We start from the raw sequence: 17409 nt of genomic DNA, 5'->3' as shown, positions 1-17409 counted from the left end.
AATGGTCGGTGTTATCTAGCTTCAGTTCTTGATTTACATTCAAAAAGCAAATATAGCTATATTTAAATATATTGAAGGTTGGTATAACAGAAAAAGGCTACACTCTTCTATTAATTACATGACTCCAGATCAATGTGAATTATTAGCCAGAAGTGCAACATAAAAAAGTTTGACTTTTTGTATCCAAGATATTGATATAAGACCACATAGAAGTTTCTGGATATGAAAAAAGCGTTCAACCCCTGCAAGAGTAAACGCCTATTCATATAAATATTTTTCTTAATATTTAATTCATCACAACCCCGAACTACAAAAAAATGTTGCAACTGGAAGACTAGTGTTACCAGCACTAGTCTTTTCTTTATATTCCTATTATAACCAAATCTTAACGAAACATTCAAATCCGATACTACCCTTAAACGTACGTTATTCGCAATTATCTTTATCTAATGAGATAATTTATATCTAATCCGCCATTTAGTATAAAAGTTTATTAAATTACCTATTCAATATTAAATTATAACCTTACTTTTAAATAACTTTAAGTAATTTGTTTTTTATCATAGTTGTAAGATTTACTATCTTGAATATACAACTCTTGAAGAAGTTGGAAAAGAACTAAGATCTCCATTCAAGTCTTCAGCATGACAATAAACATATGTATATTCATCATATTTTTCCCAAATTGGATTTTCATCCACATATTTAAACTTATCTATTCTAATAATATTGCCAAACTCATCATAATCATTCTCATATGTATATATATAATTAGGAATAGGAGTTAGTTGTGGAATTTTAGTATTTATTACTTCTTCTAATCTCCAATTATCATCAAGAACATACTTACTTCCATTATTATTTATAACTTTTTCTGGATATAATGTTTCTGAATCAATCATTTCACCTGTGTAGTAATTCCATTTTTCATACCAAACAACAATATTATTTTCATCTAATTTAAACTTATAATACCAACTATCATATTCATCTCTAGTCTCATTAAATTCTTTTTGAATAATAATTCCATCATCTAAATATTCAAAATGATACAATAAAGGACCTGCCATACCATCCATTTCATTTGTCCTAAATAAAGGAACTGAACTTTCAATTATCCTTCCCTGTTCATCATACTTATAAGAAACTTCTCTATCTTCAGATAAATTTACTGAAAAACTACTAACTTTAATAGGAAACCACTGTTTAGATTCTTCATCATCAATAATAGATTGAAGTGAGTCTGTAGTTTTTTCAATATTTTGCTTTACCTCATTAATGATCTTATCTACCATTATTACATTTTTATCACTAATATAATAATTGAGAATTTCCTCATATACTGCACTCTTCTTAATATCATCACCATTAGTATTATCCAGTGCATTATTATAAGCTATTAACGCACTTTCTATATTATTATCTGCAAGAAACTTATCTCCTTGATCTTTATAAGAAAGATAAGCTTCTTGCAATATTTTCTTAGTTCTTATACCATCGTACAATTCAAAAGCTTTAAAAAGTACTGCTCCAATTAGTATAATTCCTAGTCCAAAAAATAAATAATTAAATTTTTTGTTATTCCTCATAAGCTAGTTTCTCCTTGTTAATTTCTAGTATAAATATAAATATAAATACAATATAGTATAACATAATTTACAACTATAGGAGAAACTAAAAATAGCTACTAGGCAAAGAAACACATATTTATAAAGACCCATTTCAGGAAACTTTTTTATTATAGTTTTAAATACTTACTTACTGTACCTTTTGTTATTCCTAATTTATCAGCTATTTCTACTTGTTTTAAACCTTGTTTTTTTTAATTTTTAACTTTATTTATTAACTCTTTCTTTTGTTGTTCTCTTGAAGTTACCCCCTCTTCATTTCTGTTAGTGTAAAGTTTTCTACGCTAATCTTAAATTTGAACAAGTAGATTATAAATTCCTTTGCGCTTATTACAAACATAAATATAATAAGACCGTAAAACCCGTCCAAAGACGGAATGGTAAGTCTATTCCTGAAAAAATTAAGTGTCCTAAATGTGGTGCACCCCATGAATATATTTATGATAATAATGGTAATAAAGGTCAATATAAATGCAAGGTTTGTAATCTTCCATTCAAAGAAACTAATTACGCAACTAAACCAATAGTCTTTATTTGTCCTTATTGTGATGCTACGCTTACGAAACAAAAGCAACGCAAGCACTTTAAAATACATAAATGTAATAATTCTAAATGTTCATATTACCAAAAGAATCTTAAGAAACTTCCTAAAATTACAGTAATTATACCTGAATTGATTTCATATAATTACACCATTTTTTACTTTATTTTCATAGTAAGCCTTATTTATAATGAAAAAATAAGTAATCACTCTTAACTTTTTAGAGGATTTTTTTTCAATTTATAGAATATTATTTAATGTAAAATAATTATTTATCTTATGAGGAGAATTTAAATTATGAATTTTAAATCGAAAAAATTTCAAAATATTTATATTGTTTTTTTGTTAGTTGCTATTATTTCAATTTTTGCAATTAATGTTATACAAGCAAATTCAGCTACTAACACTTCACTTGCTTTCAAAGAAAAATCTCCTATATTGGATGAAGAAATTGAAGCATATATTCCAGATGAAGAAGTTGTAGTTGAGGACTTACCAAAAGTCGAAAATATTAATAATTATGATTATGAAGATGAATATACTACTACTGATTCTGATACTGATTCACAATATAATAGTTATGAAGAGTATGAAGATGTAAATAGTTCAGATCTAGATATTATTAAACCTGATTCTAGTTCAGGAAATGGTTCTAACTCTGGTGGTGACTCTAACTCTGGCGGTGGTTCTAACCCTGGTGGTGACTCTAACTCTGGTGGTGGCTCTAACCCTGGTGGTGGCTCTAACTCTGGTGGTGGTTCTAACTCTGGTGGTGGTTCTAACTCTGGCGGTGATTCTAACTCTGGTGGTGGTTCTAACTCTGGCGGTGATTCTAACTCTGGTGGTGGCTCTAACTCTGGTGGTGGTTCTAACTCTGGCGGTGGTTCTAACTCTGGTGGTGATTCTAACTCTGGTGGTGATTCTAACTCTGGTGGTGGTTCTGGATCTGGCGGTGATTCTAACTCTGGTGGTGATTCTGAATCTGGTGGTGGTTCTAACTCTGGCGGTGACTCTAACTCTGGCGGTGACTCTAACTCTGGTGGTGGTTCTGGATCTGGTGGCGATTCTAACTCTGGCGGTGGCTCTAACTCTGGCGGTGGCTCTGATTCAAATAGCAACTCTGAATCTGAAAGCAATTAAAGCTTCTAGTTCTAGCGATAATTACTAGAATTTAAAAAGTTCCTAAGAGAAAAAGTTATTATTCCTTTTCTCTTAGGAACTTTTTTTACAAAATATGGGTCTGCCTCCGGGGAACAACCATATAATGGTTGTTCCCCGGAGGCAGCCCGAATTTTGTCTAATCTAATTCTGCTTTTCCAGTATATAATTGATAGTATCTTCCCTTTTCTTCTAATAAAGAATCATGATTTCCTCTTTCAATTATTTCACCTTGCTCAAGAACCATTATTGCATGAGAATTCTTAATAGTAGAAAGTCTGTGCGCAATTACAAAAACAGTTCTTCCTTCCATAAGCTTATCCATACCTTCTGCAATAAGTTTTTCAGTTCTTGTATCTATTGAACTTGTTGCTTCATCCATTATTAAAACTGGTGGATTAGCAATTGCAGCTCTTGCAATAGCAAGTAATTGTCTTTGTCCTTGAGATAACCCTTCACCATCACCAGTAATAACTGTATCATATCCATGTGGTAAATGCTTAATAAATGTATGAGCATTTGCAAGCTTAGCCGCTGCTTTAACTTCTTCATCAGTTGCATTTAAGTTACCATATCTGATATTATCAGCTATTGTACCAGTAAATAAGTGAGTATCTTGAAGAACTATTCCTAATGATCTTCTTAAATCATCTTTCTTAATATCCTTAACATCTATTCCATCATAAGTAATTGTACCTGAATTGATTTCATAGAATCTATTTATTAAGTTAGTAATTGTAGTTTTACCAGCTCCTGTTGATCCAACAAAAGCAATCTTTTGTCCTGGCTTAGCAAATAAGCTAATATCCTTTAATACTGTCTTTTCTTCATTATATCCAAAGACAACATTCTTGAATCTAACATCTCCAGTAAGTTCTACTAATATTGCTTCATCAGTTAATGCAGCTGCTGACTCTAATTGAGAATCTCCTGATTTTATAGATGTTGCTGCCATTTCTGATATCAAATCGTAATTTTCTTCATTTTTTATTTTTCTTACTACTGATGCAGGCACCTTCCAAGCCCAGTGACCTGTATACTTGTCAGTTTCAACTAATTTACCATCTTCTTTAACTTCAACTCTTATTAAAGTAACTTTACCTTCATCAACTTCAACTTCTTCTTCTAAAGCTGCAAATATTCTTTCAGCCCCTGCTAGTGCTGCTAAAATTACATTTACTTGTTGAGAAACTTGAGCAATTGGGTTAGCTACTTGCTTAGTATATTGTAAATATGAAACTAGTGAACCAAGATCAAATGCTCCTGCAATTGTAAGCAATCCACCAACACAACATGTTACTGCATAGTTCATATGAGAAAGGTTTCCTAACATCGGCATCATATATCCACCAAATGTTTGTGCTCCTGTTGAAGCTTTTCTTAACTCTTCATTGTGCTTTCTGAAATCTTCAATTGCCTCATCTTCATGACAGAATACTTTAATTACTTTTTGTCCTTCTATCATTTCTTCAACATAACCATTTAATTTACCAATTTGCTTTTGTTGCATTCCAAAGTAATACTTACTCTTAGCACCAACTTTAGTTATAACAAATATCATTATTGCTAAGAATGTTACTGTTATTATAATTAGCATTGGACTTAAAACAGCCATCATTATTATCATTCCTACAAATGTAAGTCCTGAAGCTAATATATTTGTAAAACTGTTGTTTAAGGCTTCACTTACATTGTCTATATCATTAGTATATAAACTCATTAAGTCACCATGAGTATTTCTATCAAAGTACTTAATAGGAAGCTCTTGCATTTTATTAAATAAATCTGTTCTTATATTACTAATAGTATTTTGTGCTACATGAACCATTAATCTTGCATATCCATAAGAAGCAATTGCTCCTAATCCAAAGATTGCTCCTAATAATACTAACATCTTAGCAAGTCCTGCAAAATCACCCGGTAATATATAATTATTTACTAATGGTTTTAAGAAATATGATCCTGCTATCATTGCAAATGAATTTACAATTATTAATACCATTACTATAGCTAACTGTAATTTATACTTACCTAAGTAACTCATTAATGTTCTTAATGTCTTTTTCATATTTTTAGGCTTTGGAGGTCCTGGCTTTTTACCACCTTTACCTGGCGCAGCTTGTCCTTGAGACATATTATTCTTATCCTTATTCACGTAAACCCACCCCTTCCTGTTGAGATTTGTATACATCTTTATAAATTTCACTACTTTCCATTAACTCATCATGAGTTCCCATTGCACTTATCTTACCATAATCCATAACGATAATCTTATCTGCAGTAGCTACAGAATTAACTCTTTGTGCAATTATTATCTTAGTAGTATCTTTTAAATCTTCTGCAAATGCTTTTCTAATCTTAGCATCAGTTGCTGTATCAACAGCACTTGTACTGTCATCTAAGATTAATACCTTAGGTTGCTTTAATATAGCTCTTGCTATACAAAGTCTTTGTTTTTGTCCACCAGATACGTTAACTCCACCTTGTTCTAAGTGCATATCGTATCTTCCTGGAAGCCTGTCAATAAATTCATCAACACATGCTGATGCGGCTGCTGCTTCAATTTCTGCATCAGTGGCATTTTCATTACCCCACATAAGGTTTTCCTTAATAGTTCCTGAGAATAATGTATTCTTTTGAAGTACCATAGCAACTTCATTTCTTAAAGTTTCTATGTGATAATTCTTAACATTAACTCCACCAACAAAAACTTCACCTTCAGTTGCATCATAAAGTCTTGGTATAAGTTGAACCAAGCTTGACTTACCTGAACCTGTGCTTCCAATTATACCAATGGTTTCACCAGCTTTTATTTTGATATTAATTCCTTCTAAGTTGTTTTCATCACTATCATCTTCATACTTGAAGTTAACATTTCTGAATTCAATTTCTCCATCTCTAACTTCTGTTACTGGATTAGCTGGATCTCTAATATCTGGTTCTTCTTCTAAAACTTCAATTATACGTTGTGCTGATGCAACTGCTCTTGATAGCATCATAAGAACCATTGAAAGTAACATAAGAGACATTAGAATTTGAAAAGAATAAGTGAAGAAACTTGTAAGCTTACCAACTGTTAATGTACCTGCATGAACCATGTTTCCACCAAACCAAAGAATACCTATAATACTAGCAAATAAAACCCCTTGCATAACTGGCATATTTAAAACAACTATACCAAATGCTCCTTCTGAAGCTTGTAATAAATCATCATTACTTGCTTTGAATTTTTCTTTTTCCTTATTACGTCTAACAAAAGATTTAACAACTCTTATACCAATTAAGTTCTCTTGTACTGTAGTATTTAAGTTATCAATCTTCTTTTGCATTGCTTCAAATTTTGGCTTAACATTTTTTATTATAAGAGCAATTGAAATAGTAAGAACTGGCATAGATACTAAGAATATCATTGCTAGTTGAGGACTAATTGTAACTGAAAGAATACAAGCCACTATAAGCATCATAGGAGCTCTAACTAAAATCTTTATTCCCATTGTTAATGAGTTTTGTATCATTGTAATATCTGTAGTTAATCTTGTAATTAATGATGCAGTGCTAAACTTTTCAATATTATTAAAAGAATAAGTTTGAATTTTTTCATATTCTGCTTGTCTAAGTTCTGCACCAAACCCTTGACCTGCTATAGCTGAAAACTTTGATAATCCAATACCAAAGCTTAATGATATAGCTGCCATAACAACCATTAATAATCCCATTTTTATTGTGTAACCTGTATCTCCTGAAGAAATACCAACGTCAACTATTTGTGCCATTACTAATGGTATTAATAATTCAAAAATAGCTTCTAATGCCGCACATAAAACACCTAAAATTAATGGAGTTTTATATTTTTTCATATATGGAGCTAATTTTTTTATCATAGTTCACCTCTCCTTTTCATTCAATATACTTATTTGTATATCGATTTTTTATTTTTATATAAACACTTTTTGATGATGCAAAGCTATATTTTGTGCATCAACTTTTATGCTCCTTAACAAATTTAATTAAATTTTAATAATACATAGGTAACTATGTATTTAAATTAAAAATAAGAGGATTACTCCTCCATATTTTTTAATGATCTATATAATAAGTCTTTTAACATTTTTACTTCTTCATCACTCATGCCTTTAACTAACTGCTTTTCTATATTCTCTGATCCAAATTTAAAGCTTTTGCATATAACCTCTCTTCCTTTTTCAGTTACATGAAGGCATTTATATCTAGCATCATCACTACTTGGACATCTAACTATCATTTCTTTTTCTTCTAACCTTTTTACTATGCCTGTTACAGTAGGATTAGTCAACTTTAAACATTTCTCTATATCCTTTTGAAACACATCTCTTTCATGCTCATTTCTATTTATGAAGCATAAAATCTCATGTTGTACACCTGTTAGATTAAATTCTACAAGGTTTTTATTAATTTTAGTGTTAACTCTTCCATTTATGAATTTTATTAACAGACCTACATGTTCTTTTGGATCAAAGTTTCTCATTTTTCATCCTCCTCATTACATAGCACACTATGTATTCTAGCATTGAATTTTTTATAAGTCAATGTATAAAATATAGCAGAAGTCGTTAACTTTTAAGGTGGTCACACAGAAAATTGTATCTTTTAGCTTTAAAGCCAGTGATAAAGAAAAATTAATGATATTATTGGAAGGAATATTGTAATTAAGTTTTAGAATTTAATCTTTCTTGGAATAAAAACTGAGTTAAGAAGCTGAGGGAGCGAAGTGACTTTCGAAGCTTTAGCAGTTTTTATGGAAAGAAAGATATAAATTCTTAACGAAAATTACACAATTCCTGGAGGTAATATCATTAATTTTCGTCATCACGGCATTCAAGCTCTAACGAACAATTTAGTTAAGTTACATCATTAACACAAACTTCTTTGCCTTTAAATACTATAACTAATTTTTTAATATTTGTTATTCCCCTATTTAAAAGCTCTGTTTCATATTTTTTCTCTTCTATTTGTGTCTTTGCCTCTTCTATTAACTGTTCTATTGTCTTTTTATTAGTTCTTCTTGCTCTTTTAAACTCTATTATAATCCCTAGCCTACTTATATCTTTTGGAATTACCATTACATCATATCTTCCATATCCCGATTCTCTATTAGATAAAACATAATGTGTATTATTTAAAGATACTAACATACCTAAAACAAAACTATGATATACCCTTTCTGGTTCTTCACCTGATACATCAAAATAACTTAATGACTTTTCTACATAATCTATAAATATTTCTTCAAAAACTTCATAATCAAAGTTTATTAAAGCCTTTAACATTTCATTATATTCTGATGCTATATAGCTTTCACCTTGCCATTCTTCGATCATTTTTTGGTACATAAATTTTACTTCTATATTAGGAATTGATAAAGTGTAATAAGCCTTATTATTTTCTCTTCGCTTCCCAACTACCTTTAAATATCCTGATAATAGTAAGAAGCTCCAGATATTATTTTCATTAGCTTCAATATCTGCCATAATTACATTTTCATCTATAGTAGTTTCTATAGTATTTCCCCTAAGAAGCTCCTCAAAGGATTTTTTTAATCCCTCGCTCCCCTTAGATAATATAGTTTTTATAATTTTATTTTCTGATGTATTTACCCAATAAGGCATAAATCCATTATTTTTATCATCTAAATAACATAATACTGACCAAGGATTATAAATTACTGTATCACCAAAAATATATCCGTTATACCACTTTTTAAACTCTTCCTTTTCTTCTACTACATCAAAATAATTTAGCATTTTTTCTATTTCATATTCTGTAAAGCCAAATTTATCAGAATAAGCATGTTTAAGAATAGTACATACCTTCAAATTATTAAGACCTGAAAATATACTTTCCCTTGCTACTATAAGTATTCCAGTTAAAACTGCCTTTTCTAAATATATATTATCTTTTAATGTATTTGAAAGAAAGTTTCTCATAAACCCTATTGTCTCATCATAAATACCTGAAAAATAACTGTGTTGAATAGGTGTATCGTATTCATCTATTAAGATAATAGCTTTTTCTCCATAATAATCATAAAGATATTTACTCATATTTTTCAAAGACATCTCTAACTCTGCCTTTGTACTTGCTCTATTAATAATTTTATCAAAATAGTTTTTATCATCTTGAAAAGTTAAACTTTCATATAAGTAGTAATGTTTTTTATATATTTCTGAAACAAAAAATGCTAATTTCATTTGAAAATCTTCAAATTTATCATGCTTTTCATCTTTAAATGTTAAATATATGGTAGGGTATATTCCCTGTTTTTTCATTATCTCTTCTTTTTCTATTAAAAGATTATTAAAAAGATGTCTTCTATCTTCATCACATCTTTCTACAAAATATCTTATCATTGATAAATTAAGTGTCTTTCCAAAACGTCTTGGTCTTGCAATCAATATTATCTGTGCTGAATCTTCTAATATCTCCTTTATTAAAAGAGTCTTATCAACAAAATATCTATCATCTTCAATTAAAGTCTTGAAATCACTATTACCTAAAGCTATCTTCTTCACTATTACACCTTCTTTCTTATTTTAAATATTACCATTTTACTCATATTATTAATTATTATATCATAATTCTAATTATCTAAACATAAACCCTTTAAATTATAAAAAGCCCTACAAATGTAGAGCTTTAACATTAAATATTATTTTAAGAAAATTATTTTTCTTCAACCTCTTTTGCTTTAACAGGTTGTACAATTGCTTTATTTATTCCAACTATCTTCATTATTTGCTCAGATCTTTCCTTAGTTGATCCAGTGATTACTGAATACTTAACATTTTCAGCATCTAAGAATCCTAAGATAGCCTTGTCCACCATTTGAGCAACTTCTTCATCTTGCCATCTAACTCCATCTTTCTTATAACCAAATTCTCTTGGTACGAAGAAAATATGATCATATTGTGGTAGATCTCTGATTGCTAAGCTATATAAATCATTTAATATTTCTATTTCCTTCTTAGTTCTCTTCTTATCTCCAAGCATTAATCTTCCATATATGTACGGTACAAAAGTAGCATAGTCAGTTATAGCATAATCATGTCCATCTAAACTCTTTTCTAAATGTAATTGACCTAAATATATTCCATATTGCTCTGAAATAGATTCAATCATTCCCTTATCTCTTAAATAATCTGTGCTATATTCTGTAGCAACTCCTACATTTATATCCCTAATTTTTAAATCTACGTATAATTGTTGAATTAATGTTGTTTTACCACATCTTGGTCCACCTAGTATAGCAATTCTTACTGGCATTGGTAACTCCTCCAAATATTTATATAAAATTTCATTTTTTTGTTCGTATCCTTAGGAAATATAATTATACCAATAACTTAAATATTTTTCAACGACAATTTTTACTATATTTCGATATACCTCCGGGGAACACCCAATAAATGGGTGCTCCCCGGAGGTGCATACATTTATTGGTATAATCAAAATATCCTTACTATATTCTCAACTACTCTTTCTATGTATACCATATTTTTTAGCTCTCATTGACACTCCAACAGGTGTTTTACCAAATTTACTTTGAAAATCTATGATTCCTTATCCTCCATCTGCCATAGGCACATGAATACATTCTGCCTCTTTATATACTCTTCTTATTCCATTTTCCATTGCAATACAAACTTCTTTTGCAGTCATACTTTCTTTAAAAGAATCTGGTGCTAAAACAAACTTCATAGTATACTCCTCCACAATTAATAAATCTATTTTCCACTTTCTGTAACCACCCCGGAGGTCCTTACATAAAATGTAAGGACCTCCGGGGTGGTTACATATTTTTACATATGTTTATAGTTCTTCTTCCGAATAAACTTTACTCTCAACATAATTCCTATATTTAATTTTGCCCCCTTCCATTATATTCCTTACCTTATGTTCTAAATCCTTTTTATTATTTTCTTCGATTATTGAATATATATTAAATAAATCTAATATTTCGCTTTCATCTATGCAGATATCCAACATAAACTTTCTACTATTTAAATCTAAATCTTCAAACTTATCTTTATCTAATACAATCTTATTATAGCTAGACCACATATACTTTTCAGGACTGTCAACCATCTTAGCTCTAACAGGATTTAAGTGTATATATCTACTAACCTCAAGTAACTCTATAACATTATTTATTAAATTACTAAAGTATCTTCCTTGAAACAAATGACCTATATATTGATATTTACTATTGAAATATCTTGCATACATACTATTAACTCTTCTCATAAAAAAACTCGGGTCCTTCGTCCCAGTCTTCAAAAGTAAGTGAACATGATTACTCATAAGACAGTAGCTAATTAATTTATAATTATCCTCTTTATAAAACTTTAAAGTTTCCCTTAAAATTCCTAAATAAACAATATAATCAATGGTTTCCTTAAATATTATTTCCTTACGATTTCCCCTATTAGTTATATGATAAATCGCTCCAGATATCCATGGCCTTTTAGGTGATGCCATTAAATAACCTCCTTTTTGATAAAAGTTTTAGCTTAATTATTGACATACCTAATAAAAATAATACACCTTCGGGGTCAATCCAATATTTGGATTGACCCCGGAGGCACATACATAATTTTACATTGGGTAACTTTTAATTACTGATAAGTTACCCTTAACAACATACTTTCCTAATGTTGCAGGTATTAAATAGCTATCTCCCATCTTTATTTCTTCACTATTTCCACACCATTCAATACTTCCATTACCATCAACACAAGTTAAAATAAAGAACTTATCTGCATTACTACAATCGTTCCATTCAGTTTCAATATTAATTTTTTGCATACCAAAATACTCATTTTCACAAAAATCTACTTTAGAGAATCCATCAAATTTAACAACTTCTTTATTTGATAAATTTGCTGCTTCCAAATCAAAGTTAATTACATCTAAAGACTTTTCAACATGAATTTCTCTTGGTCTTCCATAATCATAAACTCTATAAGTAACATCAGAGTTTTGTTGTATTTCAGCTATTATTAATCCTTCACAAATAGCATGAACTAGTCCACTATTAATTAAGAAGCAATCTCCCTTTTTAACATCTACAACATTTAAATACTCTTCAGATCTTCCTTCTTCTATAGCCTTAGCAAATACTTCTTTATCACAATTCTTTGTTCCAACAATTAATTTTGCTCCTGGCTTTGCATCTACAACATACCAAGCTTCTGTTTTACCAAATTGATTTTCAACTCTTTGAGCATATTCATCTCCTGGATGAACTTGAACAGATAACTTTTCTCTTGAATTTATTAACTTAACTAATAATGGGAACTTTTCTGTGCTTACTTTTGAACCAACTAAATCATGTCCAAATTCAGCTATTATTTCATCAAAGCTTTTACCTTTTAACTCACCATTTGCAACTATTCCAGTTCCATTTGGATGGCATGCAACATCCCAAGACTCACCAATCTCTCCAGCTGGTAAATTATTTCTAAAAGATTCTAAATCTCTCCCACCCCAAATTTTATCATAATAAAGATTCTCAAATCTTATTGGATACATAATAATTTCTCCTTCTCTCACTTTATACTTAGCTTTTATACTTTTTATTAAATCCTAAATCTATAATTTTCATATATAGTTTCACATTAATTTTATATTATTGTATTTTTAAAAACAATGTATTTAATTTAATATTTATTGGCCTTTTTTCATATTTTTTTATTTATAAATTAATATTTTATTCGAATGATGCATATTTTTTGTCCAACCTTCAAACACTATATATGCTTAGGAATAAACTATTATAAAACTAATTGGCTTATATTTAATTATTCCTAAAGTTAAATCACTAATTAATTTTATGCATAGCAGTATATTTACAACAATACTTTATGTTGCAAGGAGGGATTATCTTGAAGGATAAATCTAATGTTTATTTGCCACACGTAAGAAGTTATTATAAACCAAGTAAAGAATTTTTAGTAAGTAAATCTCCAGAGGGAGTTGATACACCTTTAGCAAATACTGTTGAAGATCCTATTGTAGCTAACAATATCGCTTGTAATGAATTTAGCTATATAGATGATAGTGACAATATTTAGATTAATACACCAAACCTAAATAACTTTAATATTAATAGAATAAAATCATATATTAAAGGAGAAATAGTATTATGGCTAAATCTAACGATAAACAACACAGAACTAGAGGTGTTATGCCATCTAGTAATACCGAGCTTCCAAATCCTCTTAATAGTTTTAACAGCCCTCTTGGTAGTTTAAATAATAAAAATAAAGAAACTATCCAAAAGGAAAGTAAAAAGAATACTTTGTTTTAGCAAAATTCTTTGTTTTAATTAGTATCTCAAAATGAAAATAAAAATGCTATGATAAGATTTAAAACTTATTATAGCATTTTTGCTTACTTATCATTTTTCTCTATAGTACTCTTTCTATTAGATAAAGGTCTAGAAAATTAAAAGGATTTTGATTCTATTTTATTTAAGTTTTATTTTTTAATAATACAAATATTATTAAAACTATAAACTTAAACTACTATATTATATATAAATAAGTCCTTTATCCTCTATGACTTGTTGACAAGCGTATTATACATAACTTTAGTCATCTTCTGATAAATTTCTTTATCATTCTTATTGCAGTATGTCTAAATAGAAAATATCCGAAGTTATGCTTAATATTAATCTTATTAATATTAAAATACTATCTCGAACCATCATGTGCACTTATAAAGCTTTTCTTATATATAATTTAAGTAGCCTTTCAAAAATTAATACCTCTGTTATTTCATAAAAATAACTATGCATACTATGTATTTTGAAAGAAATAGATCAAAATCCTTAAAGAGATAACCTTATAAATTTTAAGCTTAACATTAAATATAACAAACATAGTATATTTAAATTCTATTTAAAACTTATAATAATAAATTTATTTATCATTTGTTATCTCTATTATTTTTTTATCCTTTTTGCAGTTAATTTATTCATATTTTTTGTAATTTTTTATAAAAATATGAATTTTATAGATTTTTTCAGCTTTTTTTGAATATTTGATTCATTTATAGTCTATACTTCTTTATAAATCATATTGTTAAATAATTCCACTTTGTCACCATTTAATAAAGGAGTGAAAATTTTTTGAGATTTGAAATCAAAACTATGAAATTTAAAAGTAAAACTTTGAATCCTAAAAAGAAGAAAAAAGGATTCACTTTAATTGAACTTGTTGCTGTATTAGCTATTATTGCAATTCTATCTGCTGCATTTATTCCTAAATTCGGTAATTATATTACGGAAGCTAAAAAGGTTGCTGTTTTAAATGAAGCTAAAACTGTTGTCACTGCTTATGAAACTTCAAAAATTAGAATTAATAGTGATGAAAGTACCACTTCTATTAAAGATTTAATAGACAAAAAATATCTAGAAGAAGGCTCTATAAAAAAAATCGATACTGATTTTTCTGTTGAACAATGCAAGCAATTAATGGATACCGAAAACTATACTTTTGAAATTGATTCTGGATATGCAACTTCACCTAAGGAAACAAATAGTTCTACACCAAAACCTCCTGCACAATAAACTAAAAAACCTTATCTATAAATTTCAAAAATCTCTTACAAAAAAATGATGATATATTTAATTATATTCTTAACTAAATATATCATCATTACATAACTCTAGTATTATTATTTTAAAATATCATTATTGTTATATTTATTTTTATATAACTTCATTAACAAGTAATTCCTAATTAAATACTAAAAAACTCAGTAAATGCCTTAACTGTATAATAATTATCCTTAACACTTGCTAATTCCCTTATAGAGTGCATTCCAAGAACAGGAGCTCCCATATCAATAACAGGAATAGTTAAATTTGCAGCAGTTACAGGCCCTATTGTAGTTCCACCCCTAACATCAGATCTGTTAACAAACTTTTGGAATGGTACACCTGCAGCTTCACATACACCAGCAAATACAGCCCCATTAAAACTATCAGTACTATAGCTTCCAGAAGCAGCAATCTTTAATACTGGTCCACCTTCAAGTACAGGTCTATTAGTTGGATCATGCTTATCACCTAAGTTTGGATGAACAGCATGAGCTAAGTCAGCAGAAATCATTATAGAATTAGCTAATGTTCTATAATATCCTTCTCTATCTTTACCTAAACCTAAAGTAATTCTTTCTAATATATTGTTTAATAATGTAGAATTAGCTCCTTCAGCAGTTAAGCTTCCAATTTCCTCATTATCTATACAAATCATGACTTTAGTTGCCTCATTTTCTCTACTATCAACTAAAGCTCTAACTCCTGCATAAACCATCCATAAATCATCGAATCTTCCTGAAGAAATAAGCTCTTCATTCATTCCTATTAACATACCTTTTTCATATTCATATAAGCCTAATTCAAAGTTTAATATGTCTTCTTTATTAACTTGAAGCTCTTCTGCTAATATGTTCATTAAATAATCTTCTTTTTCTAATTTATCATTTATAAGTCCTAATAAAGGAAGTGTGTCTACTTGTCTATTTATCTTAAATCCTTCATTAACTTCTCTATTCATATGAATTGCTAAACTTGGAATTATTAATAATGGTTTATTTATATTAACTAATCTTGTTTCTGGTTTTAACGGAGATGCACCTTTTAATGATACCTTACCAGCTATTGATAATGGTCTATCAAACCACGTATGAAGTATTGGACCACCATAAACTTCTGTATTTAGCTTAACATATTTTCCTTCCGAAATCATTTGAGGATTTGGTTTAATTCTAAATCCAGGTACATCAGTATGGGCTCCTATAAGTCTAAATCCTGTTTCTTCTATATCTCCAGTCCCAACTTCAAAAGCAATTAATGCTGAATCATTTTTTATAACATAATATTTACCTTTTGCTTTTAAATCCCATTTATCAGCTTCTTTTATTTCAACAAATCCATTTTTATCTAGTATCTTTTGTGTTTCTTTTACTCCATGACAAGCACTTGGACTGTCATATAAAAAATCTATTAATTCTAACGCTAACTTCTTTTCCATAGTCACTTACTCCTTTATACTTCATATATTTCTAATATACTTCATTTACTATTTTTTCACAATAAATTTTCTATTTCACTTCTTTCAAGACCAGTAGTTCTTATAATTATTTCTATATCCACACCAGCTTTAATTAAATTTTTAGCTACTTCTATAGTTCCCTCTTTTTTCCCAATTTCCTTCCCAATTTCCTTCCCAATTTCAATACCTTTTTCTTCAGCATTCTCAAGAGCACTTACTTTATCTAATAACGCAGCCCTTCTATCTTCATATTTCATACGCTCTTTATCATTAGCACTTAATCTTAGTAATTCACTTTTTGCCTCTCTGATCTCTTGTATAGTCATTTCAGCTTTTTCAAGTTTATTACTTATTGGATTTTCTATAAATTCCATCCATGCATCAAATACATCTTTTATTTCTTCATTTTTAGGAAGTTTAGGTAGTTCTATAAAGTGTATTTCCTGAATATCTGTTAACTCTTCATTTGTATTAATTTCTTTTAATCTATATATTGAATGAGCTTCTTTTGTCTTTAAACACTTAAAGTTTAATATATTTATACAAATAGTTTTTGCTAGCTTATCATAATTTTGTCCTTCTGTAAGTTGTCCTTCAAACATTTTACTCCAATAATATAGACTTCTTTTTACCATATTATGTTCATCTTTAATTTGAATTTCAATATTAATTAATTCATTTTTATTAGTTTTTGCTTTAATATCTAATCTACTAAATTTATCTTCTATAGATTCTTTATCTATATCATTATTCATTATTTGTACTGTTTTTATTAAATCTTTTGGTTTTATTACTGCATTTAAGAATGAAATTAATATTCTTGGATTATTTTCATTACCAAAAATTCTTTTGACGACTAGGTCGAGATGATTACTCATCTTTTCCCGTCTAAGAACCGTACGTGAGTCTTTCAACTCATACGGCTCAAGCCTTTGTAAACGCTCATTTTTCATATTCACGCCAACCTCTCTTTATAATTTTGGATTTT

15 protein-coding genes and 2 pseudogenes are annotated in these 17409 nt (G+C 28.8%); 5 read left to right on the top strand and 12 right to left on the bottom strand.

Annotated features, from left to right (window positions below):
• The first annotated feature begins 28 nt into the window (after positions 1-28).
• The gene (locus Q0Y03_RS04375; RefSeq protein WP_363318712.1) at positions 29-163 is read left to right on the top strand and encodes an IS3 family transposase; all 135 of its coding nucleotides are present in this window, start codon (positions 29-31) and stop codon (positions 161-163) included.
• Between the two features lie 415 nt (positions 164-578).
• Here the strand turns inward: Q0Y03_RS04375 and Q0Y03_RS04370 are convergent, their stop codons facing one another.
• Positions 579-1589, bottom strand: a complete 1011-nt coding sequence (locus tag Q0Y03_RS04370; protein ID WP_297712611.1) for a hypothetical protein — start codon at positions 1587-1589, stop codon at positions 579-581.
• Between the two features lie 149 nt (positions 1590-1738).
• Positions 1739-1813, bottom strand: a pseudogene (locus tag Q0Y03_RS15520) (winged helix-turn-helix transcriptional regulator); the annotation flags it as partial.
• A 653-nt stretch (positions 1814-2466) separates the two neighbouring features.
• Between Q0Y03_RS15520 and Q0Y03_RS04365 the strand changes: the two are divergent.
• On the top strand, positions 2467-3309 hold the full coding sequence (locus Q0Y03_RS04365; protein ID WP_297712610.1) for a hypothetical protein: 843 nt from the start codon (positions 2467-2469) through the stop codon (positions 3307-3309).
• 157 nt (positions 3310-3466) lie between these two features.
• Here the strand turns inward: Q0Y03_RS04365 and Q0Y03_RS04360 are convergent, their stop codons facing one another.
• The 8 genes and pseudogenes from Q0Y03_RS04360 to Q0Y03_RS04325 all read right to left on the bottom strand — a co-directional run bounded on the left by Q0Y03_RS04360 (position 3467) and on the right by Q0Y03_RS04325 (position 12891).
• Positions 3467-5461 carry an ABC transporter ATP-binding protein gene (locus Q0Y03_RS04360; protein ID WP_297712693.1) on the bottom strand — a complete coding sequence of 665 codons (1995 nt, stop codon included), beginning with the start codon at positions 5459-5461 and terminating at the stop codon, positions 3467-3469.
• Positions 5462-5474: 13 nt separating this feature from the next.
• Positions 5475-7208, bottom strand: coding sequence for an ABC transporter ATP-binding protein (locus Q0Y03_RS04355; RefSeq protein ID WP_297712609.1), 1734 nt, complete (start codon positions 7206-7208; stop codon positions 5475-5477).
• Positions 7209-7387: 179 nt separating this feature from the next.
• A complete protein-coding gene (locus tag Q0Y03_RS04350) occupies positions 7388-7831 on the bottom strand; it encodes a MarR family transcriptional regulator (RefSeq protein WP_297712608.1) in 444 nt (147 codons plus the stop codon).
• 373 nt (positions 7832-8204) lie between these two features.
• Entirely contained in the window at positions 8205-9875 is a 1671-nt protein-coding gene (locus Q0Y03_RS04345; protein WP_363318711.1) for an AAA family ATPase, read from the bottom strand.
• 151 nt (positions 9876-10026) lie between these two features.
• Positions 10027-10626 (bottom strand): ATP-binding protein, encoded by a 600-nt coding sequence (locus Q0Y03_RS04340; RefSeq protein WP_297712607.1) that lies wholly within the window; start codon positions 10624-10626, stop codon positions 10027-10029.
• A 297-nt stretch (positions 10627-10923) separates the two neighbouring features.
• A pseudogene (locus Q0Y03_RS04335) lies at positions 10924-11058 on the bottom strand (glycerate kinase); the annotation flags it as partial.
• A 111-nt stretch (positions 11059-11169) separates the two neighbouring features.
• Positions 11170-11838, bottom strand: a complete 669-nt coding sequence (locus Q0Y03_RS04330) for a transposase (protein WP_297712606.1) — start codon at positions 11836-11838, stop codon at positions 11170-11172.
• A 117-nt stretch (positions 11839-11955) separates the two neighbouring features.
• Positions 11956-12891, bottom strand: a complete 936-nt coding sequence (locus Q0Y03_RS04325) for a type I phosphomannose isomerase catalytic subunit (RefSeq protein WP_297712604.1) — start codon at positions 12889-12891, stop codon at positions 11956-11958.
• A gap of 353 nt (positions 12892-13244) precedes the next feature.
• Between Q0Y03_RS04325 and Q0Y03_RS04320 the strand changes: the two genes are divergently transcribed.
• The 3 genes from Q0Y03_RS04320 to Q0Y03_RS04310 all read left to right on the top strand — a co-directional run bounded on the left by Q0Y03_RS04320 (position 13245) and on the right by Q0Y03_RS04310 (position 14932).
• Positions 13245-13433, top strand: coding sequence for a hypothetical protein (locus tag Q0Y03_RS04320; protein ID WP_297712603.1), 189 nt, complete (start codon positions 13245-13247; stop codon positions 13431-13433).
• Between the two features lie 71 nt (positions 13434-13504).
• A complete protein-coding gene (locus Q0Y03_RS04315) occupies positions 13505-13669 on the top strand; it encodes a hypothetical protein (RefSeq protein ID WP_166484656.1) in 165 nt (54 codons plus the stop codon).
• Positions 13670-14491: 822 nt separating this feature from the next.
• Positions 14492-14932, top strand: coding sequence for a prepilin-type N-terminal cleavage/methylation domain-containing protein (locus Q0Y03_RS04310; protein ID WP_297712602.1), 441 nt, complete (start codon positions 14492-14494; stop codon positions 14930-14932).
• Between the two features lie 172 nt (positions 14933-15104).
• Here the strand turns inward: Q0Y03_RS04310 and Q0Y03_RS04305 are convergent, their stop codons facing one another.
• Complete coding sequence (locus Q0Y03_RS04305; protein ID WP_297712601.1) at positions 15105-16400, bottom strand: M18 family aminopeptidase; 1296 nt, start codon at positions 16398-16400, stop codon at positions 15105-15107.
• Positions 16401-16456: 56 nt separating this feature from the next.
• Positions 16457-17374: an Rpn family recombination-promoting nuclease/putative transposase gene (locus Q0Y03_RS04300; RefSeq protein WP_297712599.1), complete on the bottom strand. Its 918-nt coding sequence runs from the start codon at positions 17372-17374 to the stop codon at positions 16457-16459.
• Between the last annotated feature and the right edge of the window lie 35 nt (positions 17375-17409).

This window comes from Clostridium sp. (assembly GCF_026168755.1).
Taxonomy (GTDB): domain Bacteria; phylum Bacillota; class Clostridia; order Clostridiales; family Clostridiaceae; genus Clostridium.
This window is presented reverse-complemented; position numbering and strand designations above follow the sequence as displayed.